Source organism: Methylobacterium sp. CM6257 (assembly GCF_054611515.1).
Window position 1 is genome coordinate 2,006,476 of sequence record NZ_CM137735.1, and the last position, 22,635, is coordinate 2,029,110.

At 68.4% G+C, this 22,635-nt stretch carries 20 protein-coding genes, 1 tRNA gene and 1 riboswitch; of the genes, 11 read left to right on the plus strand and 10 right to left on the minus strand.

What is annotated here, in order from left to right:
- Positions 1 to 358: 358 nt before the first annotated feature.
- A complete protein-coding gene (locus tag ACYCO6_RS09865; RefSeq protein WP_459771560.1) occupies positions 359 to 736 on the minus strand; it encodes a hypothetical protein in 378 nt (125 codons plus the stop codon).
- Between the two features lie 155 nt (positions 737 to 891).
- Complete coding sequence (gene carA / locus ACYCO6_RS09870) at positions 892 to 2,121, minus strand: glutamine-hydrolyzing carbamoyl-phosphate synthase small subunit (RefSeq protein WP_459771562.1); 1,230 nt, start codon at positions 2,119 to 2,121, stop codon at positions 892 to 894.
- Between the two features lie 193 nt (positions 2,122 to 2,314).
- Here carA and ACYCO6_RS09875 point away from each other — a divergent pair, with 193 nt between their 5' ends.
- The 4 genes from ACYCO6_RS09875 to ACYCO6_RS09890 all read left to right on the plus strand — a co-directional run bounded on the left by ACYCO6_RS09875 (position 2,315) and on the right by ACYCO6_RS09890 (position 8,288).
- Positions 2,315 to 2,776 (plus strand): GatB/YqeY domain-containing protein, encoded by a 462-nt coding sequence (locus ACYCO6_RS09875; RefSeq protein WP_459771564.1) that lies wholly within the window; start codon positions 2,315 to 2,317, stop codon positions 2,774 to 2,776.
- A 100-nt stretch (positions 2,777 to 2,876) separates the two neighbouring features.
- Entirely contained in the window at positions 2,877 to 4,769 is a 1,893-nt protein-coding gene (gene dnaG / locus ACYCO6_RS09880) for a DNA primase (RefSeq protein ID WP_459771566.1), read from the plus strand.
- A gap of 197 nt (positions 4,770 to 4,966) precedes the next feature.
- Positions 4,967 to 6,949, plus strand: a complete 1,983-nt coding sequence (gene rpoD / locus ACYCO6_RS09885; protein ID WP_459771568.1) for an RNA polymerase sigma factor RpoD — start codon at positions 4,967 to 4,969, stop codon at positions 6,947 to 6,949.
- Positions 6,950 to 7,028: 79 nt separating this feature from the next.
- Entirely contained in the window at positions 7,029 to 8,288 is a 1,260-nt protein-coding gene (locus ACYCO6_RS09890) for an adenylate/guanylate cyclase domain-containing protein (protein WP_459771571.1), read from the plus strand.
- Between the two features lie 6 nt (positions 8,289 to 8,294).
- On the opposite strand, the gene ACYCO6_RS09895 is transcribed toward ACYCO6_RS09890, so the two are convergent.
- Positions 8,295 to 8,798: a TIGR02281 family clan AA aspartic protease gene (locus ACYCO6_RS09895; protein WP_459771573.1), complete on the minus strand. Its 504-nt coding sequence runs from the start codon at positions 8,796 to 8,798 to the stop codon at positions 8,295 to 8,297.
- 206 nt (positions 8,799 to 9,004) lie between these two features.
- Positions 9,005 to 9,133, plus strand: a riboswitch (TPP riboswitch).
- 70 nt (positions 9,134 to 9,203) lie between these two features.
- On the opposite strand from ACYCO6_RS09895, the gene thiO reads away from it, so the two are divergent.
- The 4 genes from thiO to ACYCO6_RS09915 are packed head-to-tail and all read left to right on the plus strand — an operon-like array spanning position 9,204 to position 12,068.
- Positions 9,204 to 10,421 (plus strand): glycine oxidase ThiO, encoded by a 1,218-nt coding sequence (thiO, locus tag ACYCO6_RS09900; RefSeq protein WP_459771575.1) that lies wholly within the window; start codon positions 9,204 to 9,206, stop codon positions 10,419 to 10,421.
- Positions 10,418 to 10,630 carry a sulfur carrier protein ThiS gene (thiS, locus tag ACYCO6_RS09905; protein ID WP_459771578.1) on the plus strand — a complete coding sequence of 71 codons (213 nt, stop codon included), beginning with the start codon at positions 10,418 to 10,420 and terminating at the stop codon, positions 10,628 to 10,630. The genes thiO and thiS overlap by 4 nt, the downstream gene beginning before the upstream one ends.
- A gap of 2 nt (positions 10,631 to 10,632) precedes the next feature.
- On the plus strand, positions 10,633 to 11,436 hold the full coding sequence (thiG, locus tag ACYCO6_RS09910; RefSeq protein ID WP_459771582.1) for a thiazole synthase: 804 nt from the start codon (positions 10,633 to 10,635) through the stop codon (positions 11,434 to 11,436).
- Positions 11,433 to 12,068: a thiamine phosphate synthase gene (locus ACYCO6_RS09915; RefSeq protein ID WP_459771584.1), complete on the plus strand. Its 636-nt coding sequence runs from the start codon at positions 11,433 to 11,435 to the stop codon at positions 12,066 to 12,068. The genes thiG and ACYCO6_RS09915 overlap by 4 nt, the downstream gene beginning before the upstream one ends.
- A 173-nt stretch (positions 12,069 to 12,241) precedes the next feature.
- On the opposite strand, the gene ACYCO6_RS09920 is transcribed toward ACYCO6_RS09915, so the two are convergent.
- The 6 genes from ACYCO6_RS09920 to map all read right to left on the minus strand — a co-directional run bounded on the left by ACYCO6_RS09920 (position 12,242) and on the right by map (position 18,108).
- Positions 12,242 to 12,991 (minus strand): peptidase, encoded by a 750-nt coding sequence (locus tag ACYCO6_RS09920; RefSeq protein WP_459771586.1) that lies wholly within the window; start codon positions 12,989 to 12,991, stop codon positions 12,242 to 12,244.
- A 44-nt stretch (positions 12,992 to 13,035) separates the two neighbouring features.
- A complete protein-coding gene (locus ACYCO6_RS09925) occupies positions 13,036 to 13,863 on the minus strand; it encodes a transglutaminase family protein (protein ID WP_459771588.1) in 828 nt (275 codons plus the stop codon).
- A gap of 121 nt (positions 13,864 to 13,984) precedes the next feature.
- On the minus strand, positions 13,985 to 14,932 hold the full coding sequence (locus tag ACYCO6_RS09930) for an alpha-E domain-containing protein (protein ID WP_459771590.1): 948 nt from the start codon (positions 14,930 to 14,932) through the stop codon (positions 13,985 to 13,987).
- Positions 14,933 to 14,997: 65 nt separating this feature from the next.
- Positions 14,998 to 16,431: a circularly permuted type 2 ATP-grasp protein gene (locus ACYCO6_RS09935; RefSeq protein WP_459771592.1), complete on the minus strand. Its 1,434-nt coding sequence runs from the start codon at positions 16,429 to 16,431 to the stop codon at positions 14,998 to 15,000.
- 96 nt (positions 16,432 to 16,527) lie between these two features.
- Positions 16,528 to 17,265: a RadC family protein gene (radC, locus tag ACYCO6_RS09940; RefSeq protein ID WP_459773496.1), complete on the minus strand. Its 738-nt coding sequence runs from the start codon at positions 17,263 to 17,265 to the stop codon at positions 16,528 to 16,530.
- A 15-nt stretch (positions 17,266 to 17,280) separates the two neighbouring features.
- On the minus strand, positions 17,281 to 18,108 hold the full coding sequence (map, locus tag ACYCO6_RS09945) for a type I methionyl aminopeptidase (RefSeq protein ID WP_459771594.1): 828 nt from the start codon (positions 18,106 to 18,108) through the stop codon (positions 17,281 to 17,283).
- A gap of 199 nt (positions 18,109 to 18,307) precedes the next feature.
- Here map and ACYCO6_RS09950 point away from each other — a divergent pair, with 199 nt between their 5' ends.
- The 3 genes from ACYCO6_RS09950 to ACYCO6_RS09960 all read left to right on the plus strand — a co-directional run bounded on the left by ACYCO6_RS09950 (position 18,308) and on the right by ACYCO6_RS09960 (position 19,893).
- The gene (locus ACYCO6_RS09950; RefSeq protein WP_459771596.1) at positions 18,308 to 18,565 is read left to right on the plus strand and encodes a zinc-finger domain-containing protein; all 258 of its coding nucleotides are present in this window, start codon (positions 18,308 to 18,310) and stop codon (positions 18,563 to 18,565) included.
- A gap of 13 nt (positions 18,566 to 18,578) precedes the next feature.
- The gene (locus ACYCO6_RS09955) at positions 18,579 to 19,772 is read left to right on the plus strand and encodes an FAD-dependent monooxygenase (protein WP_459771598.1); all 1,194 of its coding nucleotides are present in this window, start codon (positions 18,579 to 18,581) and stop codon (positions 19,770 to 19,772) included.
- Between the two features lie 34 nt (positions 19,773 to 19,806).
- Positions 19,807 to 19,893 (plus strand) — tRNA-Leu (locus tag ACYCO6_RS09960).
- Between the two features lie 49 nt (positions 19,894 to 19,942).
- Here the strand turns inward: ACYCO6_RS09960 and ACYCO6_RS09965 are convergent.
- Complete coding sequence (locus tag ACYCO6_RS09965) at positions 19,943 to 22,408, minus strand: sensor domain-containing phosphodiesterase (protein ID WP_459771601.1); 2,466 nt, start codon at positions 22,406 to 22,408, stop codon at positions 19,943 to 19,945.
- Positions 22,409 to 22,635: the final 227 nt, after the last annotated feature.

Genomic DNA, 22,635 nt, shown 5'->3' on the forward strand with positions numbered 1-22,635 from the left:
TCTGCGTTATGCCTGAGATTTCGCCGCAACCCGTCGCGGCCCCTCGCGGATCGCAAGGCTCTGGCGCCCGGTAGATACGCCCGATTCGCCGCCGCCTGCAGGCGTGCCGACCTTCAAGCTCCTGGCCGGCGAAAGAGCAGATCGCGCTCCGTGAAAATTCGGGGCGCTTCGGCTTCGAGAAGTCGCCACCCGTCATCATGCATTGAGCATGGTCGGTTCAAAATAGGTCGGAGATAGGAAGCAGAACCTGGAGGAGTCCGGGCGGCTCAGCACAACAAGCCGGCCGCCAAGCATTTCGAGCCGCTGTTCGAGAAGGTGCAGTGCGCCGGGCAGGCGGGGTGGCGCTCGCCACCCCTTTTCAGAAACCGGCGTGGAGCGCAGCCATGGCGCGGTCGATGGAGAGATAGAACACCCCGAACGCCACGACGGCGGCGGCCGCGAACTCCAGGGCGACGTTCGATAGCGTCTGCGCGCGGCGCAGGGTCTCGCGACCGAAGTACAGCGACACCCAAGCCAGGGCCAGAACGGCCGGCATGGCGAACAGATACGAGACCGTGCTCTCGACGCGGTCGAAGCCGGCGGTCGGATCGATCAGCGCCCGGATGTTACGCACCCAGGGGGCGTAGAAGGCGGCGTAGAGGGCTGTCAGCCAGGACAGGCCGGCCGCGACGCCGAGGTGGAACGTGAAGGTACGGTGCAGGCGGGAGAAATCGTCGCGCGCCTCGTCGATGGTCATCCGGCAATCCCCTGCGACGGAGCCGCCGTCGGCGGACGCGGATGCGCCGCCGTTCAGGGGCCGTCGTGGGATCTCTTTAGCCGTCCGATTCGGCGGAATTTATGGCCCCGGCGCGGCCCGATTGGGATTGCGCCGCCCAGGGTGCCTCACACCGGTCAGGCCTGCTTGCCCGTCTCCGGAGCGCCCGAACGCATCAGCGTGACGAACCTCTCGAACAGGTAGTGGCTGTCGCGCGGGCCGGGCGAGGCCTCCGGGTGGTGCTGCACCGAGAAGGCCGGACGGTCGGTCAGGGTGAGACCGCAATTCGAGCCGTCGAAGAGCGACACGTGGGTCTCCACGGCCGTCTCCGGCAGGCTGTCCGGATCCACCGCAAAACCGTGGTTCATCGAGACGATCTCGACCTTGCCGGTGGTCTTGTCCTTCACCGGATGATTCGCGCCGTGATGGCCCTGGCCCATCTTTACGGTGCGGCCGCCGAGGGCGAGCCCCATGAGTTGGTGCCCGAGGCAGATACCGAAGGTCGGCATCTTCTCGTCCAGCAGCTTACGGATCACCGGCACCGCATAAGCGCCGGTGGCGGCAGGGTCGCCGGGGCCGTTTGACAGGAACACGCCGTCCGGCCTCATCGCCAGGATTTCCTCGGCGCTGGTGGTAGCCGGAACCACGGTGACGTCGCAGCCCGCCTGGGCGAGGAGCCGCAGAATGTTGCGCTTCACCCCGTAATCGATCGCCACGACCTTCAGGCCCTGGCCGGGTGCGCGCTTGCCGTAGCCATTGCCGAGCGCCCACACGGTCTCGGACCATTCCGAGCGCGTGCGGCTCGTCACGGGCGGCACGAGATCGAGCCCCTCCATCGGAGCCAGAGCCGCGGCGCGCGCCTTCAGGGCCTCCCGGTCGAACCTGCCTTCCGGGTCATTGGCGATCACGGCGTTGGGCATGCCCTGGTCGCGGATGCGGGCGGTCAGCGCGCGCGTGTCGACGCCCGTGATGCCGACGATGCCGCGGGCCTTGAGCCAGCCGTCGAGATGCGACGACGAGCGCCAGTTCGACGGGTTCGTTACGGCCGAGGCGATCACAGTGCCGCGTACGCCGGAGGCCGGTGCCGCTTCCAGGCTCTCCAGATCCTCGTCGTTGGTGCCGACATTGCCGATATGCGGGAATGTGAAGGTGACGATCTGCCCGGCATAGGACGGGTCCGTCAGGATTTCCTGATAGCCGGTCATCGCCGTGTTGAAGCAGACCTCGCCGTCGGCGATTCCCGTCTGCCCGATGCCGAAACCTTCCAGGACGGTTCCGTCGGCCAGGACAAGCAGAGCCGTGGCGACGGGCTCCGCCCAGGGCTCGGGAGCATGCTCGGGGGCATGCGCGGCGACGTCTTGCAGCATCGGGCGAGTCTCGCTTATGTCCGGCCGAAGGCAGGCGCCGGATTGCGGCGCTCTCGGCTGGCGGCATGATCGTGTGCGGCGCTCTTAGCGAGCGGCCCGCGATGGGGTCAATGTGGCTCTGTGGTCGTCGAGGCTCAAGACCCGCAAACCGCAGGCCAGCCCCCCGTTTCCACCCTTGGTAAGGCTCATCGAGATGCTGCGCGCACGATTCACCACCGAGATGAAGGAGGCCATGAAGGCCGGCGACAAGGATCGACTCGCCACCGTGCGGATGATCCAGGCCGCCCTCAAGGACAAGGACATCGAGGCCCGCGGCAACGGCAAGGAGCCGATCTCCGACGAGGAGATCCTGTCGCTGCTCCAGAAGATGATCAAGCAGCGCACCGAATCGGCCGCCGTCTACGAGCAGGGCGGGCGCCCGGAACTCGCCGGCAACGAGCGCGCCGAAATCGCGATCATCGAGAGCTTCCTGCCGAAGCAGATGGACGAGACCGAGATGAAGGCGGCCGTCGAGGCGGCGATCCTGGAGACCGGCGCCGCCGGGCCGAAGGACATGGGCCGGGTGATCGGAGCCCTCAAGGGCACCTTCGCGGGCCGCATGGATTTCGGCAAGGCGAGCGGCTTGGTGAAGGCGGCTCTGGCGGCCAAGGGCTGAGGCTCTCCCCGCAATCCCCCGCCTCTTTCCGGGCAGGCGAGGGACTCCGGTACGTGCGCCGCGCTATAGCTGGCGGTTCACGCAACCCACCCCAGGCCCCGTGCGCTACCCGCCCCATATTCTGGACGAGATCCGTGCCCGGCTGCCGGCCTCCTCCGTGGTCGGACGGCGGGTCCAGCTCAAGAAGGCCGGCCGTGAATGGCGCGGCCTGTCGCCGTTCAACGCCGAGAAGACGCCGTCCTTCTACGTGAATGACCAGAAGCAGTTCTATCACTGTTTCTCGTCGTCGAAGCACGGCGACATCTTCACCTTCCTCATGGAGACGGAGGGGCTGAGCTTCCCTGAGGCGGTCGAGCGGCTGGCCGGGGAGGCGGGCGTGAGCCTGCCGGCTCCCACCGAGGATCACCGCGCCTCCGAGACCAAGCGCGCCGGCGCCATCGAGGTAATGGAGATGGCCGCTTCCTGGTTCGAGGAGCGGCTCCAATCCGCGCAGGGCAGCGAGGCGCGCGCCTATCTCGAACGCCGCGCTCTCGGCCGTGAGGTCCAGCAGCGGTTCCGCCTGGGCTACGCACCGGGCGAGCGTTACGCCCTGCGGGATCACCTTGCCGGCCGGGGCGTCGACAAGGCGCTGATGATCGAACTGGGGCTGCTCGCCGCAGGAGAGGGGGTCTCGGTCCCGTACGACTATTTCCGCGACCGGGTGATGTTCCCGATCACCGATACCCGCGGCCGGGTCGTGGCCTTCGGCGGCCGGGCGCTGGCCAAGGACGTGCGCGCCAAGTACCTGAACTCGCCGGAGACGCCGCTCTTCCACAAGGGCCGCACGCTCTACAACCTGCACGACGCCCGGAAAGCCGCTCATGAGCGGGGCTCGATTATCGCCGTGGAGGGCTATGTCGACGTCATCGCCATGGCGCTCGCCGGTCATCCGGAGACGGTGGCGCCGCTCGGCACGGCGCTGACCGAGGAGCAGCTCGGTTTGCTCTGGCGCCACGCAGACGAGCCGATCCTGTGTTTCGACGGCGACAAGGCCGGCCAGCGGGCCGCGTTCCGGGCTCTCGACCTCGCGCTGCCGCTCCTCGAGCCGGGGCGCTCCCTCCGGATCGCCCTGCTGCCCGGCGGCCAGGATCCCGACGACCTTCTGCGATCCGGCGGCCCCTCGGCGATCGACCAAGTGCTGTCGGCGGCGCTCCCGCTCTCGGAACTGCTCTGGCGACGGGCGGTAGAAACCGGGTCCGCCGATACACCCGAGCGGCGCGCGGGCCTCGCTCAGACGCTGCGTAACACCGTCGCCACGATCCGTGACGAGACCGTGCGGCGCTATTACCGCGACGAGATCGAGGAGCGGCTGCGGAGCTTGTCGCCGCGCAATGGCGCGCGACCCGCGGCGCCAAGTGCCCGGAGCCGAGGACGCTTCGTCCGGCCCGGCGAGCCGGTCTCACCGCGCATCACCGGAAGTCCGAGCCCCTCGGTGACGGCTTCGGCGGGCTTTTCCGGCGCCGCGCCGGTGCGCGAGGCGGTGATCACCGGCACGCTCCTGGCGCATCCCGAGATGATCGCGGAATTCGGCGACGAGATCGCGGACCTCGATTTCGAGGACCCCGATGCCCGGGCGCTCCTGTCCGTCCTCCTCGCCTGTGCGGCCGAGGACGAGCGAACCGACGCCGAGCTGTTGCAGAATCGCATCACCCGCGCCGGACTCACAGCGGCAGCCGACCGAATCCTCGCCCTTGCCCGCTCGCGGGATCGTACAACCCTGGCTCCGCATGCGGACCCTGCGCATCGCGCAGACGCGCTCAGACAGGCGATGATCTTGCACCGGCAGGCAGGAGCGCTACATAGCGAACTTCGCGAAGCACGGCAGGCGTTTGAGAACGATCCGACCGATGCCGGATGGGCATGGCTCTGCGAAGTGAAGGCGAGGCTTGAAACCGTCATCGCCGCCGAGGCTGAAGCCGACGTACCGGCGTCGAGCGACTCGACTGCCGCATGAGGGCTGTGCGATGGCGGTGGCGGAGGGCAGCGTCCCGCCATAGTTAACAATCGGTCAAGCCTCAGGCTTGCATACGGAAACCGACGACTCAAGGCGAACGGAGCGATCCGGCGCCGTACTCATACAGTGGCGCCGACAGCGTGGTGCGGCCTTCCCCGGCCCCCGCAGCGCGCCTCATGCGAAACAATAGGCTGATCATGGCGACGAAGGCAACGGAACGGGACGAGACGGACGCTGCCCCCGAGCAGCAGACCGACGGGCCGCTCCTCGACCTGACGGATGCTTCGGTCAAGCGAATGGTCAAGCTCGCCAAGAAGCGCGGCTATGTGACCTACGAGGAGGTCAACGAGGTCCTGCCCGAGGGCCAGTCCGACCCAGACCAGCTTGAGGACGTGCTGTCGCAGCTCTCCGAGATGGGCATCAACGTCGTTGAGGCCGAGGAGACCGACGAGGCTGCCGGCGAGAAGTCTGCTGACGGGGAGGAAGAGGAGGCCGAGGGCGGCGAGGTCGCCGAAGTCGCGCCGACGCGCGCCGTCGCGGTCACCACGACCACCAAGGAGCCGACGGACCGCACCGACGATCCGGTGCGCATGTACCTGCGCGAGATGGGCTCGGTGGAGCTGCTCTCCCGCGAAGGCGAGATCGCCATCGCCAAGCGCATCGAGGCTGGCCGCGAAGCGATGATCGCGGGTCTCTGCGAGAGTCCGCTCACCTTCCAGGCGATCATCATCTGGCGGGACGAGCTCGTGGAGGGCAAGGTCCTCCTGCGCGACATCATCGATCTCGAAGCGACCTATGCCGGCCCGGACGGCAAGAACGCGCCGCAGCTCGGCGAGGGCGAGGAGGGGTCCGAGGACGGCGAGCCGCCGGCCCCCCCGGAGGGCGGCGACGACGAGGACGATCTCGAGAACAACGTCTCGCTTGCCGCGATGGAGGCCGAGATCAAGCCGCGGGTCCTGGAGACCTTCGACGCGATCGCGGCGAACTATCGCAAGCTGCGCAAGTTCCAGACTGAGGGGACCGAGCGGAAAGCAGCAGGCGAGCAGAACACCCCGGACCAGGACCAGAAGCAGGCCGAGCTGAAGGACATCGTCGTCGCCGACGTGAAGTCCCTGTCGCTCAACAACAACCGCATCGAGGCGCTGGTCGGTCAGCTCTACTCGATCAACAAGCAGCTGATCGGCCACGAAGGCCGGCTGATGCGCTTCGCCGAGAGCCACGGCGTGGCCCGTGACGAGTTCCTGCGGCACTATCAGGGCTACGAGCTCGATCCGAACTGGATGGAGCGCGTCGGGACGCTCGGCGGCAAGGGCTGGAAGAACCTGGTCGAGAAGGGTTCGCGGCAGGTCGGGGAGCTGCGCGCCCAGATCCTCGATCTCGCCTCCGAGACGGGCCTGGAGATCGGCGAGTACCGCCGTATCGTCAACATGGTCCAGAAGGGCGAGCGCGAGGCCCGGCAGGCCAAGAAGGAGATGATCGAGGCGAACCTGCGCCTCGTGATCTCCATCGCCAAGAAGTACACGAACCGCGGCCTGCAGTTCCTGGACCTGATCCAGGAGGGCAACATCGGCCTGATGAAGGCCGTGGACAAGTTCGAGTACCGGCGCGGCTACAAGTTCTCGACCTACGCCACGTGGTGGATCCGGCAGGCGATCACCCGCTCGATCGCCGACCAGGCCCGCACGATCCGCATCCCGGTGCACATGATCGAGACGATCAACAAGATCGTCCGGACCTCGCGCCAGATGCTGCACGAGATCGGCCGCGAGCCGACCCCGGAGGAGCTGGCCGAGAAGCTGGCCATGCCGCTGGAGAAGGTCCGCAAGGTCCTGAAGATCGCCAAGGAGCCGATCTCCCTCGAGACGCCGATCGGCGACGAGGAGGACAGCCATCTCGGTGACTTCATCGAGGACAAGAACGTCGTCCTGCCGATCGACGCGGCGATCCAGTCGAACCTGCGCGAGACCACAACGCGGGTGCTCGCCTCGCTCACCCCACGCGAGGAGCGTGTGCTGCGCATGCGCTTCGGCATCGGCATGAACACCGACCACACCCTTGAGGAGGTGGGTCAGCAGTTCTCGGTGACCCGGGAGCGCATCCGCCAGATCGAGGCGAAGGCGCTGCGCAAGCTGAAGCACCCCTCGCGCAGCCGGAAGCTCAGGAGCTTCCTGGACAACTGAGCCCCCGCCGCGGTCGACGCCGCGGCGCTTTCCCGTCAACCGCGTGGCATCGGCGCCCCGCGGCATCCCATCTGGCGCCATGCTCGAACGCCGCCCGTCAACGCCCGGATTGCCGACGGCCTTCGCGGACGGCTCGGAGGCCGACGACGTTCCCTTCGGGGCGCTGCAACCCTCGGTCGGCATCCGTGACTGGCTGCTGGGCGAGGGTGCCCGGATGCCGAACGCGGAGGATATGCTGGCGGGGCTCGCCGAGAGGCTGATCGCCATCGGCGTTCCGGTCGATCGGGCGTCCACGGCCATCGACACCCTGCATTCGGAATATGCCGGCGTCGGCCGGATCTGGACACGGGACGGCGGCACCACCGTCCGACTGTTCCCGCACGGCGCCCGCTCGACGGACGCCTACCTCAACAGCCCGTTCCACACGGTCCACGAAACCGGGGACTGGCTGATCCTCGATCTCGCAGAGACCCCGGACGATGCCTACGCGATCATCCCGGACCTGAAGGCCGGCGGCTATACTGGCTACGTCGTGGCGCCGCTGTTCTTCACCAACGGCACGAAGAACGGCATCACCTTCGCGACCCGCTCGCCGGAGGGCTTCGGTGACGATGACATCGCGATCCTGCGCTTCGTCATGCCGGCGCTCGCCGCCGTGATGGAGATGCGCGTCCTCAACAAGCAGCTTGACCATGTGCTGCGGCTCTATGTCGGCGACGAGCCGCACCGGGCGATCCTGGCGGGCGACATCCGCCGGGGGCAGGTGACGCGGATCCGCTCGGCGATCCTGTTCGCCGACATGCGCGACTACACCCGCACCTCCGCCGACATGACGCCCGAGGAGGTGGTGGGCCTGCTCAACGTGTTCTTCGACTGCCTTGTGCCCCCCATCGAGCGGGAGGGCGGCGAGGTCCTGAAGTATCTCGGCGACGGCCTGCTGGCGATCTTTCGCGAATCCGGCGACGATCTCGGCGGGGCGGCTAAGGGGGCGCTCACGGCAGCCCAGCACGCGCTAGCGGCCCTCGACGAGGCCAACGCCCTCCACCAGTTCCCCGTGCCGGTAGCCGCCGGCATCGCGCTCCATCACGGCGAGGCTGCCTACGGCAATGTGGGGTCGGGCTCGCGGCTCGACTTCACGGTGATCGGGCGGGACGTGAACTTGGCGAGCCGCCTCGCGCAGCTGAACCGTGCCTTGGGCGAGCCGCTGCTGATGTCGAAGCCCTTCGTCGACTTCCTCTGGGGCGATCCGATCCCACTGGGTGAGCACAGGCTCAGCGGCTTTCAGGAGCCCATGGCGGTGTTCCGCCCGAAGTTCCTGCGCCCGCGCAATCCGAACTGAGCGCGATCAGCCCCGCAACGTCAGCGTCGTCCCGGTGACGCTGAAGTCGCGGAGACGGCTCAGAAACGACATGCCCAGAAGATTGGTGGACAGGCGGCCACGCGGAATCACCACCGCCTCGACGTCGTGAACGGTGATCGATCCGATTTGCACAATCCCGATCCGGATCGGTGCTACCCGCACCGTCCCGTTCGCCGTGTTCCAGACACGCGTGAAATCGGCCGGTCCGACCCGTATCCCGATCCGGGCGGCATCCTCCTCCGAGAAGGCGCAATGGGTCGCGCCGGTATCCACCATCATCGGGAGAGAGCGGCCGTCCAGCAGGGCATTCACGAAGAAATGGCCGCCGCGCCCCGCCTGAAGCGCGACGCCGGCGAGGGCCGGCCCGTCCGGAGTCGACATGCGGGTCGCGAACGGCGCAACCGGATCGGGCGACAGCCGGTCCCGCAGCTTCTGCACAGCGGCGGCTGACAGGAAGCCGATCGTGCAGAGGACCAGAATTGTGCGCACGACGTCCCGCCTCCGAGTGAGCGATGGGGGAATGAGGCCGACGAGCCATGAAGGGATCGTGCTCTGTGCCCAGCTGTCGCGTGCGCACGCGGGATTTCGTCCGAACTGGTGTCCAGGCGGTGACCGCAACCGATCGATTGTCGTGCGGGCAAGCGAGCCCGGGCGCCGGCGGGGTTGACCGACGGCGTGCGGCGGACCAAATCTGTGACCGTTCCAGGGAGATCCCCGGCAAGGGGCTGAGAAACCGCTGGCACGTCCGTCAGGACCTGCGGCGCGGAAATCCTTCGAACCTGATCCGGCTCATACCGGCGTAGGGATTGGACCGCGGCCGCCTTAAGGGCCGGCCACAGCTTCTCACCGAAGCAGACGGCCCGATCTCCGCGACGGAACCCCGCGGAGTTGCGCGTGCCCTTGGACCGCCCAGAGTCACCGATCGGACGTCGCCGCAGCCCGGACGGCAACCCCACGTATGCGAGCCTGCCGGCGCGGGCCGACATCGCCGTTATCGGCGGCGGCCTGATCGGGCTGTCCACCGCTTGGCGGCTGGCCCGCGCGGGCCGCTCTGTCGTTGTCCTGGAGCGGGAGACGGTCGGGGCGGGCGCGAGCCTCGCGGCCACCGGCATGCTGGCACCGGCCGCCGAGCACGAGCCCGGCTCCGATCCCCTGCTGCCCCTCGCCCTCGCCTCGCTCCGGCGTTGGCCGGTTTTCCGCGACGAACTGGAAGCGGATGCGGGTCTTGCGATCGATTATCGCCCCGATGGCACCCTCGTCCTCGCCGTCGGCCGCGACGAGGTCGAGCGTCTGCGCTTCCGCTACGACCTGCAGCGCCGCTCCGGCCTCGACGCGACCTGGCTACCGGGCAGCGAGGTGCGGCGCCTGGAACCGGGCCTGCGCCCCTCGGTGACGGCGGGGGTCCATTGCCCACTCGACCATCAGGTCGATCCGCGCCTCGTCATGGGTGCTCTGGCCGAAGCCTGCCGGCGGGCCGGCGTTGCCGTGGTGGAGCGGACTGCCGTGACCGCCCTCGACTGGTCGGGGGGTCGCGTGACGGGCGTTCGCGCCGGGAATCGCGGCGTCGCGGCTGAGACCGTCATTCTCGCCTCCGGCGCCTGGAGCGGGGAGAGTGGCCTGCTGCCGGAGGCCCTCGCCCTGCCGGTGCGCCCCCTGAAGGGGCAGTCCCTCGCCCTGCGCACCACCGCCCGCACCGGAACGCTCGGCCGCATGGTCTGGACCGAGCAGGTCCACATGGCCCCGAAGAGCGATGGGCAGCTCATCGTCGGGGCCACGGTGGAGGATTGCGGCTTCCGGCCGGGGGTCACCGCCGGCGGCCTTTACGCGCTGCTGGAAGGCGCGCGGCGGGTGCTGCCTGGGATCGAGGAGATGGAGGTCGAGGCGGTGTGGAGCGGCTACCGCCCCACCTCGGACGACGACGCGCCGATCATCGACACGCTCGCGCCGGGTCTGGTCGCCGCCACGGGTCACCACCGCAACGGCTATCTGCTCGCCCCGGTCACCGCCGATGCCGTGGCCGGGCTGGTGACGGACGGGGCGCTCCCGGAAGTCGCCCGTCCGTTCACTCGGGCGCGGTTCGCGCGTCCGGAGCCCCGGAGGGCCTCGGCATGAGACTCTTCATCAACGGCGAACCGCGCGAGCGGGAAGCCGAGACCATCGACGCCCTGTTCCGCATTGAGGCGGAGGAGAGCGGCATCGAGAGCCCGCAGGGGGTCGCCATCGCGCTGAACGGCCGCGTGTTGCGCCGCCGGGATTGGGGAGAGACCCCGATCGCCGACGGCGACCGCGTCGAGATCGTCCGCGCCATGCAGGGAGGTTGAGCATGGACACCACCGTCACGCCGCTGCACCCCGAAAACGGGGATGACAGCCTCACCATCGCCGGAGTGAGGCTGTCGTCCCGGCTGTTCATCGGCACTGCCGGCTATCCGACGCAGGCGATCATGCGCGACGCCGTCCAGGCGAGCGGCGCCGATGTGGTGACCGCCTCGATCCGACGGGTCTCGCTCCAGGGCCACGGCTCCGACACGGTGAAGATCCTGAAGGACAAGCGGTTCCTGCCGAACACCGCCGGCTGCGAGACCGCCCGGGACGCGATCATGACCGCCGAGCTTGCCCGGGAGGCGCTCGACACCAACTGGATCAAGGTCGAGGTGATCGGGGACCGCGAGACGCTCTACCCGGATGTCGCAGAGCTGATCGAGGCCTGCCGCCACCTCGTGGATGACGGCTTCGTGGTGCTGCCCTACTGCAACGACGATCCGATCGTCTGCCAGCGTCTGGAGGACCTCGGCTGCGCCGCGGTGATGCCCATGGGCTCGCTGATCGGGTCCGGCATGGGCATCGCCAATCCGGCCAACCTCGAGCTGATCTGCCGCCGGGCCAATGTGCCGGTGGTGGTCGATGCGGGAATCGGCACCGCTTCGGACGCCGTGATCGCCATGGAGCTCGGCGCCTCCGCCTGCCTGATCAACACCGCGGTGGCCAAGGCGGACGACCCGGTGCGGATGGCCCGCGCCATGCGGCGGGCCGTCGAGGCGGGCCGCGACGCGCATCTGGCGGGCCGGATCCCGCGCCGCGGTCGTGCCGAGCCCTCGAGCCCGCAGCTCGGCCTCGTCGGCTCGTGAGGGTGCTGCCGTCACCGCTCCTGGCGGTGACGGACCGGCACGGGCATGCGCGGCCGCTCGCCGAGACCGTCCGGGCGATCCTGGAGGGTGGCGGCCGCTGGATCTGGTTCCGCGACCGCGACCTGGAGCCGGAGGCGCGCAGACGCCTCGGCGAGAGCGTGGCCGAGCGCGTGCGGGCCGCTGGCGGAGTCCTGACGGTGGGCGGCGACGTCGCGCTGGCGCGTGCCCTCGGCGCCGACAGCGTGCATCTCGGCGGCGCCTCGGGTCCGGAGGCGATCGCAGCGGCGCGGGCGGTGCTTGGGGAGGTGGCTCTGATCGGGGTGTCGGCCCACACCCCCCAGGAAGCCGCCCGGGCAGCGGCCGCGGGCGCAGATTACGTAACCCTCAGCCCGATCTATGCCACGGCCAGCAAGCCGGGCTACGGCCCGGCGCTCGGTCCGGACGGCCTCGCGGCGGCGCGGGAGTCCGATCTTCCGGTGGTGGCTCTCGGCGGCATCGACGCGGAACGGGTCGCGGAATGCCGCGCGGCGGGCGCGGCGGGAATCGCTCTCATGGGTGGCCTGATGCGCGCCGACGATCCGGTCGGCGTCACTGGGGTACTTCTGAAGGCCTGGAGCGGAGCTTGGTCCTGAAGGTCCCGATCGTCTCCGACGAGGAACCCGAATCGTCCAACCCAAACCCTCATCCGGAGATGCCGCAGGGCAGAAGGCCTCGAGGGAGCCCTCTCTCGAGGAGGGTCCACCGCACCTCTGGATGCGGGTACGGATTGGAGTCGAGGCCGCACGTTCGTCCGAGGGCCTAAATCCTACTTGTCCGACGGCCCGTAGGGCGGCCGCGGGATTGCCCGGTGCGCCGCCCGCAGCGCCGCCGACCAGCGCTCGCGCAGATCGTGGAAATAGCCTTCGCCGGCCTCGATCCGGTAGTTCACCTCGAGATTGAGCGCGTTCCGGCGGGCGACCGCGATGTCGATCGGCAGGCCGACCCCCAGGTTCGACCGCATGGTCGAATCCATCGACACGAGGCTCACCTTGAGGGCATCGTAGAGGTCGGTCTCGTACTTCATCGCCCGGTCTAGGATCGGCTTCCCGTATTTATGCTCGCCGATCTGGAGGAAGGGCGCGTCGGTGCTGCACTCGATGAAGTTCCCGGCCGAGTAGATCAGGTACAGCCGCATGTCGCCGCCGCCGATCTGGCCGCCGAACAGCAGCGAGATCGAGAACCGGATGTTGGCCGCCTCGAATCCGTCCTGCTCGATCGACCGCACCCGCCGAATGGCCCGGCCGATGAGCTGCGCCGCCTGAAACATGGTCGGCGCCTCGACGAGCTTCTGTGCCGGCTCGTCCCCCTCGCCGGGCAGGCCCTCCTGCAGCAAACTCAGGACCGACTGCGTGATCGACAGGTTGCCGGCCGAGGCCAGCATCATCACCCGCTCGCCCGGCACGTTGAAGTGGTGGAGCTTCCGGTAGGTCGAGATGTCGTCGAGACCCGCATTGGTGCGGGTGTCGGCGACCATCACGAGCCCCTCCTCGACCAGGACACCGACGCAGTAGGTCATCGTCTTCGGGCTCTCGTGCGGCCGGCGGACCGGTGTCTCGGAAATCAGGATTGGGCGGCGGCCCTGCCTTGCTCGACCCGGAGCTTCACGTCCAGCGTCTCGGTGCCGCCGCCGGTGCGGCTGCCACGGATCGGCGCGGCCCCGAGATAGTCGAGTCCGGTCGCGACGCGGATGTAGCTCTCCGATGGGCTGACGTCGAAACACGGGTCGAAGGCCACCCAGCCGAGGTTCGGCACAAGCGCCTCTGCCCAGCCGTGCGGCGCCTCGACCTCAGCCTGGCCGTCGTCGCGGGCACGATAGCCCGCCACGTACCGGGCCGGGAGGCCGACATGGCGGGAAGCGGCGATGAACACATGGGCGAGATCCTGGCAGACACCTCGGCCGGCCGCGAAGGCCCGCCCGGCCGGGACGCCATTGGCCGCCGGGCCCGGCGCGTAGGTCACGCTCCGGTGCACGGCGCCCATCAAACGATGGAGCAGGGCCAGCGGCGCGGCGTCACCCTTCGTGGCAACACGTTCGGCGAAGACGTGCAGATCCGGGCTCGCGGCGCAGAGATCCGTGTCGCGGAGGTAAAACTCATCCGGCAGGCGCTCCACCGTGCCGCGCACGACCCCGTGTGTGTCGTCGGTATCGACCTCGCCGGTAACCCGGATGGTGAGGGCATCGGACGGCTCGTCCGGGGTGAACCAGTGGACGATGTTGCCGAACCCGTCCTCGCGGGCGGTGAGCCGACCGTCGACGGTCGTGTCGATCCGCCAGCTCCGGACGTATTGCCCGTCATGGTCGCGCGGTGTCAGGCGCAGGACCTGGACGAGCCCGCGGGCCGGCTGCTCATAAGTATAGATGGTCTCGTGGACCACGCGGATGCGCATGCGCCGTCCTGTCCGTCTTCCTCAGAGCATCATCCCGACAGGTGGCTGCCGGCTTTCGGAAGCGATGCTGCATAAACGAGAGACTACACCCCGTCCTGGATGCGAGATCCAGGTTGAGGGTCTAGCCGACCAGATACTGCTTGGCGATCGCCTCGCCCACCTTGTTGTTCTCGGCGATGAACGCCTCGACGAACTCGTGCAGTCCCGAGGCGAACACCCGGTCGATATCTTCAGCCTCCAGCTTCGCCAGCATGTTGCCGGCGAGCCGCTGGCTGGGACCCCGACGCCCATAAGCATCGGCGATGAGGTCGAGATACTCGACGATCACACCATAGCAGTTGGCGAAGGAGCGCGGCATCTGTTTGTTGAGCATCAGCAGGTCCGCCACGAGCAGCGGCTTGATGCTCTCGCGATAGACCCAGTGATAGGCATTGAAGGCGGAGACTTCGCGCAGGATCGTGGTCCACTGGAAGTAGTCGAGGCTGCCGCCCACGGTCTCGTCGTGCGGCAGGAGGATCTGGTACTTCACGTCGAGGATGCGGGCTGTGTTGTCGGCGCGCTCGATCGCCGTGCCGAGCCGGGTGAACCAGAAGGCGTCGTTGCGCAGCATCGTCCGGAAGGCCGAGCCGTCGAAGGTCAGCGAGACGGTCTTCACCCAGTCGAGGAAGCGGCCGAACTCGTCGCGGTTGAGGTCCTTTCCGGCGTAGTTGCGCAGTTCCAGCCACGCGCCGTTGATCGCGTCCCACATCTCGGTGGTGAGCGCGGTGCGCACCGAGCGGGCATTCTCGCGGGCCGCCTCGATGCAGGAGCGGATCGACGACGGGTTGTGCAGGCTGAAGGCCAGGAAGTCGCAGACCGTGTCGGCGTTCACCGCGCTGTAATGGGTCTTGAATGCATCCGGGTCACCCGCCGAGGCGAGCGCCGATTCCCACTCATTGGTCTCGCCGCCGCCGTAGCTCGTCGGCAGCGAGGCCAGCCGGTGCGCCGCGTCGAGGATGCGCGCGACGAAGTCGGCACGCTCGACGTAGCGCGAGAGCCAGAAGAGGTTGTCGGCAGTCCTGGAGAGCATCTGTCTTCAGCCAAGTCGTGCGGACCCCAAAGTCCGCGCCGCGGAACGTCCGGACGTCATGAACCTCAGGCGTCGAGCACCCAGGTATCCTTCGTACCACCGCCCTGGCTCGAATTGACCACCAGGGATCCCTCCTTGAGCGCGACCCGGGTCAGGCCGCCCGGCACGATGCGGATCTGATCGGCACCGCAGAGCACGAAGGGGCGCAGATCGACGTGACGCGGCGCGACACCGGAGGCGACGAAGGTCGGGCAGGTGGAGAGCGACAGGGTCGGCTGGGCGATGAAGCCGTCCGGAGCGTGCTTCAGCTTCTTGGCGAAGTCGTCGAGCTCGCGCTTGCTCGCATGCGGGCCGACCAGCATGCCGTAGCCGCCCGAGCCGTTGACCTCCTTCACCACGAGGTCCGCCAGATTGTCCATCACGTACGCGAAGGCATCCTTCTCGCGGCAGCGGTAGGTGGGCACGTTGTGCAGGATCGGCTCCTCGCCGGTGAAGAACTTCACGATCTCCGGCATGTAGCTGTAGACTGCCTTGTCGTCGGAGATGCCGGTCCCCACAGCGTTGGCGAGGGTGACGGAGCCGCGTTCGTAGGCATTCATCAGGCCCGGCACGCCGAGAACCGAATCCGGGCGGAAGACCAGCGGATCGAGGAAGTCGTCGTCGAGGCGGCGGTAGATCACGTCGACCCGGCGCGGCCCCTCTGTGGTGCGCATGTAGACCACGTCGTCCTTGGTGAAGAGGTCGGACGCCTCCACCAGCTCGACGCCGAGCTTGTCGGCCAGGAACGAGTGCTCGTAGAAGGCCGAATTGTATCGGCCGGGGGTCAGCAGCACGACCGTGGGGTCCCGGGTGGCCGATACCGGGGCGAGGCTGCGCAGGGTGGCGAGCAGCGCGTCCGGATAGTTCTCCACCGGGGCGACCCGGTGCTTGGAGAACAGGTCCGGGAAGAGGCGCAGCATCACCTCCCGGTTCTCTAGCATGTAGGAGACGCCGGACGGGATACGGGCATTGTCTTCGAGGACGAAGAAATCGTTCTCGCCAGTCCGCACGATGTCGATGCCGGCGATGTGGACGTAGAGGTCGTGCGGCACGCGGAACGAGCGCATCTCCATACGATAATGAGCGTTCCGGTAGACGAGATCGGCCGGGATGATGCCGGCCTTGATGCATTCCTGGGCGCCGTATACGTCCTTCAGGAACAGGTTGATGGCGGTGACGCGCTGCTTCAGGCCGCGCTCCAGGAAGGCCCATTCCGGCTTGGTGATCACCCGGGGGATGATGTCGAACGGGATCAGGCGCTCGGTGGATTCATTGTCGCCGTAGACCGCGAACGTGATACCGATTCGCCGGAACAGCAGTTCGGCCTGGCTGCGGCGGGTGTTGAAGTGCTCAGGCGGCGTCGTCTCGAGCCAGGTCTTGAGCTTGCCGTAGGCATCGCGGACGGCGGCCGGATCGGCGGCACCGATCCCGTTCATCTCGTCGAAGGCCGTCAACGCCATCTCGCTCCTCCCTGTCGCTCCCGCTCTTGAGGCAAGAGGCGCGCCACTCGATCATGGCTATATGCGCGCTCGACAACGCTCAAGGCGGCCGGAAGATCAGATGAGCTTAAGGCCTTTCAGGCTGGCGTGCCCGTTTCGACCCAGGATGACATGGTCGTGCACGACGATCTTGAGCGGTGCCAGGACGGCCACGATCTCGCGGGTCATCGCCACGTCGGCGGAGGAGGGGGTCGGATCGCCGGACGGATGGTTGTGGGCCAGGATGATGGCGGTCGCCGAGAGTTCCAGCGCCCGGCGGGCGATCTCCCGAGGATAGACCGGCGTGTGATCGACGGTACCGCGCCCCTGCACCTCGTCGGCGATGAGATAGTTGCGCCTGTCGAGGAACAGGACGCGGAACTCCTCGCGCGGCGCGAAGGCCATCGTGGCGCGCAGATACTCGCTGAGCGCCCCCCAGGAGGACAGGAGTTCCCGCTCGCGGATCGCCCCCCGGGCGAGGCGTCGGCTCGCGGCCTCGACCACCTTGAGGTCGGAGACGATCCCGGCGGTCATGCCCTCGACCTCCGTCAGCCGCGCGGGCTCGGCGCTCACCACCTCGGCGAAGCTGCCGAAGCGGCGCACCAGGGCCTTCGCGAGCGGCTTAACGTCCCGCCTGGGAATCGCGCGGAACAGGACCAGTTCCAGCAGTTCGTAATCGGGCAGCGCGTCTCCGCCGAGCGCCGCGAATTTCTCCCGCAGGCGGTCGCGGTGACCATGATAGTGCGGCGCCTCCTTCGCCGCCGGTGAGGGGGCAGCGCTCTCGGCGAACAGCCCCGCCTCACCGTCCTCCGGCAGCGCCGTCACGGCCGGTCAGGCCGCGGGGTTGACGGGCTGATGCAGCCCCTTGGGCGAGATCGTGAAGATCTCGACGCCGGTCTCGGTCACGCCCACAGTGTGCTCGAACTGGGCGGACAGGGACCGGTCGCGGGTGACGGCGGTCCAGCCGTCACCGAGCACCTTCACGGCCGGGCGACCGAGATTGATCATGGGCTCGATGGTGAAGAACTGCCCCGGCCTGAATGGCACGTCGTAGCTCGCTTCCACGTAGTGCAGGATGGTCGGCGCGTCGTGGTATGTCCGCCCGAGACCATGACCGCAGAAGTCGCGCACCACCGAGCAGCGCTCGCTCTCGGCGTAGGATTGGATGGCCCGGCCGATGTCGTTGGTGGAGCCGCCCGGCCTCACCGCCGCCACGCCACGCATGAGCGCCTCGTAGGTGATCTCACACAGGCGCTGCGCCTTGCGGGGGACCTCGCCGACATAGGCCATCCGGCTCGAATCGCCGTGCCACCCGTCGAGGATCAGGCAGATGTCGAGGTTGACGATGTCGCCCTCGCGCAGGGGTTTGTCGTTCGGGATGCCATGGCAGACGACGTGGTTGATCGAGGTGCAGATCGACTTCGGGTAGCCGCGGTAGAGCAGGGACGCCGGATAGGCGCCGTGATCCATGGCGAACTCGTAGGCGAGCCGGTCGAGGGCCTCGGTGGTGACGCCGGGTTGCGTCGCCTCCATCAGCAGGTCCAGAGCCTCGGCCGTGAGGCGGCCCGCCCGGCGCATGCCTTCAAACCCCTCCGGGCCGTGAATCGGCGGCTCCGGGGCGCGGCGCGCACCCTGCGCACTGGCCTGTTCCTGTTGCATGATCGAAGCTTTGTATGGCGTCGTAAATCGGTAGCCTCACCTATGTACGGTGCGCGGCGCGGCAGGCCAAGCGCCGGACCGGGTCGCGTCGGGCGAGGCTTGCGCCGGCCGCGGGGCTGGCGGCATAAGCGGCCGCGAGACGCCCGGACGTGCGCAGGCAGATTCGCCGCGCGGTCGGAGCGGGTGAGGCGAGGGCCGGATGGCAGGCAAGGCGGTACCGCACTTCCACAATGAGCCGGGCGTGCCGGTCATCGCCGTGGGGGTGAAGGAATTCATGTGCATCGGCGCGCTGCCGCCGTTCGACCACCCGCACGTCTTCCTCGACATGGGCGCCGATACCGAGATCATCTGCCAGTACTGCTCGACCCTCTACCGCTACCGGCCCGGCCTGAAGGCGGACGAGGCGGACCCGCAGGCCTGCGTCTGGCAGGACGACGCCAAGCTCGCGGCGGAGTAGGCGCGCCCGCCCGGTGTCCTCGGACAGTCGACCTCTGCGTATCGGGATCGTCGGGGCCGGGATCGGCGGACTCACGGCGGCTTTGGCGCTCTCGGATGCCGGCCACGCCGTCACGGTGATCGAGCGCCGGACCGGGTTCAGCGAAGTCGGGGCCGGGATCCAGATCTCGCCCAATGCCAGCCGGATCCTCGCCGGACTGGGTCTCTCGGCAGCCCTGCGCCGGGCCGCGAGCGAGCCGCCGGGGGTCGAGGTTCGCGCCCTCGACAGCGGCCGCCGGATCGGCGCGGTGGCGCTCGGCGCCAAGGCGCAGCAGCGCTTCGGCGCGCCCTACTACGTGATCCACCGCGCCGACCTGCAGACGCTTCTCCTCGACGCCCTGCGCAGCCGGCCGGCGATCCGCCTGATGATGGGCCGCACCGTCACGGGCTTCGCCGAGACGGCCTCCGAGGCGATTCTCACCGCCGAGAGTGCCAGCGGCCCGCAGGAGCTGAGCTTCGACCTCGTGATCGGCGCGGATGGCCTGCGGTCGCGCCTGCGCGCCCATCTCGACGCGGCACCGCTCCGACCCAGCCGTGCCGCCGCATGGCGGGCGCTGGTGCCGATCGACGCGGCGCCGGAGGCGCTGCGGGGCGCCGCGACCGGCCTCTGGCTCGGCCGTGGACGACACGTGGTGCATTATCCGGTGCGGGACGGCCAGTTCCTCAACGTCGTGGCGGTGGTTCCCGAAGCGGTGGGTGACGAGGATTGGGGCCGGCTCGGAGAACCCGCCGTACTGCGCGCCCATTTCCGCGGCTGTGCGGGCCCCCTGCGCGACCTCCTGAATCTCCCGGATTCCTGGTTGGTCTGGTCGCTCGCCGACCGGGCCGTCGCCCGCCCGATCGCCCGCGGCCGGGTCGCGCTGATCGGGGACGCGGCGCACCCGGTCCTGCCCTACCTCGCCCAGGGTGCCGCGCTGGCGATCGAGGATGCCGCGGTCCTGACGCGCGCGCTGGCGGACCATGCGGAGGTGCCCGCGGCCCTGGCCGCCTTCGCGGCCGCCCGGACGGGCCGCGTCCGGCGCGTGCAGAGGGCCGCCCGCGACAATGGCCGCACCTACCATGCCGGCGGCTTGGTGGCCTTCATCCGCAACGCCGTGATGGCGCGCCTCGGCCCCGACGGGATGCGCGACCGTTACGCCTGGCTCTACGGTTGGAAGCCCCCCGCTTGATCGCGCTCCCGGCCCCCGTTACCGAGAGAGCCATGCGGACGTGGCGGAACCGGTAGACGCACGAGACTTAAAATCTTGCGGCCGCAAGGCCGTGCGGGTTCGAGTCCCGCCGTCCGCACCAACCCGAGCAGCATCCCTCGACCAACTGGCAGGACGTCCGATCCGGACGACTAAGCGGCCAGCTCGGATCCCCGACCCGCGGCGATCAAGGCCCGAAACTGCGAGGCTGGGAGCGGTCTGCTGTAGAGGTAGCCCTGCACCTCGTTGCAGCCTTCCTTCCGCACGCGTTCGAGCTGATCGACCGTCTCGACCCCCTCGGCCGTGACCGTCATGCCCAAACCATGGCCGAGGCTCACGATGGCCCGAACGATCGAGCGCGTGCCGGGATCGGCCAGTGCCTGGATGAAGCTGCGATCGACCTTGAGCTTGTGGAATGGGAATCGCCGGAGATAGCTCAGGCTCGAATAGCCTGTGCCGAAATCATCGAGCGACGTCCGGACACCGATAGCACGCAGGCGGTGCAGAGCGTCGGTCACGTCCGCTCCGTCCTGCATCAGCACGGATTCGGTGATCTCGATTTCCAGGCGCCTCGCCGGCAAGCCGGAACTGACCAGGGCGCTGCACACCATTTCCGCGACCTGTGCATGCCGGAACTGCACCGCCGAGACGTTCACGGCGACGCGCATCTCGTCGGGCCAGCCGACCGCCTCTGCGCAGGCGGTGCGCAGAACCCATTCACCGAGCGGGACGATCAGGCCGGTTTCCTCGGCGAGGGGGATAAAATCCGCCGGGGAGACGAGACCGCGCTTGGGATGACGCCAGCGGACGAGAGCCTCGGCGCCGGATGCGCGCCCGTCTGCGGCACCGACGATGGGCTGGTAATGCACCTCAAACTCGCCGCGCCCCAGGGCCCCGCGCAGGTCGAGTTCCAGCCTGCGCTTCTCTTCCGCGGTCTCGTCCATCACGGCTTCGTAGAAGCGGTGCGTGTTCCGGCCCTCGGCCTTGGCCCGGTAGAGCGCGCGATCGGCACGCTTGGTCAGCGTGTCGGCGTCCAGCCCGTCCTGGGGTGCCAGGGCGATCCCGATGCTGACGCCGATCTCGATACTGTCGCCCTCGATCGTAATCGGCCGATTGAGGATCCCGACCAACCTCTCCGCCAGAGCCGCGGCCTCCGCCGACTGACCGGCGCCGCTCACCTGCAGGACGACGAACTCGTCTCCGCCCAGACGCCCGACCATGTCATGGTCGCTGATCACGGATCGGAACCGGCCTGCGACCTCACGCAACAGCGCGTCACCAGCGAGGTGACCCAGCGTGTCGTTGACGGTCTTGAAGCGGTCTAGGTCGAGGTAGAGCAGCGCACAGTGCCGTCCGCACGAGTCCAGACCGGCGAGGATCTCGTCGAAGCACTCCCGGAACCGCGTCCGGTTGAGCAGCCCGGTCAAGGCGTCGTGACGCGCGATGTGGGCGACCCGCTGCTCGGCCTCCTTCCGCTCCGTGATGTCCATATGCGTGCCGATCACGCGCTGCGCGCGTCCGCGTGCATCGCGGCTGACCACGCGCCCGCGCGCCAGAACCCAGCCATAGGTGCCGTCCTTGCGCCGGAGGCGATGCTCACACTCGTAGACGGGGGTGTTGCCCTTCAGATGATTGAAGAAGGCACGGGTCGCCAGTTCGAAGTCTTCCGGGTGGATCAGATTCTCCCAGGTCTTCACGCCCGGTTCAATCTCGTCCGCATCGTAGCCGAGCATCGTCAGCACGCGGTCAGAGAACCAGAGTGTCTGCGCATCGGCGCTCCAGTCCCAGAGCCCGTCATTCCCGCTCTCGACCGCGAGGGCCAGCCGCTCCTCGCTCTGGCGCAGCGCGTCCTCGGCCGCCTTCCGGCTGCTGATATCGCGCAACGCGGCGACGTAGCCGTCGGGCTTGCCCGTCTCGGGGCAGCGCGTGAGGCTGATCGTGGCCTCGATCCAGACCCATGATCCGTCTCTGCGTCGGTAGCGCTGTTGACGGACAGCCTGGAGAACGTCCCCCCTGTTCAGCTTCTCCAGCAGAGCGGCAAAACCGCCGGCGTCGTCCGGATGCAGGAAGGCGAACGGTTCCGTGCCGACGAGTTCGTCCGGTTCGTAGCCGAGCAGCCCCCTGGCCGCCGGCGATACGTACCGGCGGGTTCCGTCCAGATCGCAGCGCACGATCAGGTCGGTCGTGTTGTCGGCCAGGAGCCGGTAGCCGGCAGCACTCTCCCGGGCGCTCCGCTCGGCCCGGGCGAGACGAAGCTGCGCGACGACGACCTGCGCCAAGTCGCGAAGCTGGTCACGCTGGTCCTGCGAGAGCGTGCGCGGCACGCGGTCGCTGATGCACAGCGCACCGAGGTGAATGCCGGGGGCGAGCACCAGCGGCGCGCCGGCATAGAAGCGGATGTGCGGTTCGCCGGCGACGAGTGGAAGCGCGGCGAACCGCACATCCCGCGTCGCATCCTCGACGACCATGATCTCGTCCGAGAGAATGGTGTGCGTGCAGAAGGAAGCCTCGCGCGGCGTCCCCTCGATATCGAGTCCGCAGCGACCCTTGAACCGCTGCTCGGACTCGCCCACCAGGGACACGACGGCAATTGGCACCTGGAAAAGGGCTTGAGCCAAGCGGCAGATCGCATCGTATCGCGGCTCGTGACCTGAGCCGATCACGTCCAGATCCTCAAGCGCACTGAGGCGATCAGGCTCGTTCGGGTGCAGCGGATACATGCATGGCCTCACCGGGCCGGACGCACGTCACCGATCTCACCCGACCCGCCGCCACCTTGTCGAACATAGATTAACAACTTCGATCTATTTTCGTCCTCGCCAACCGCAGAAGCCGGATATAAAAG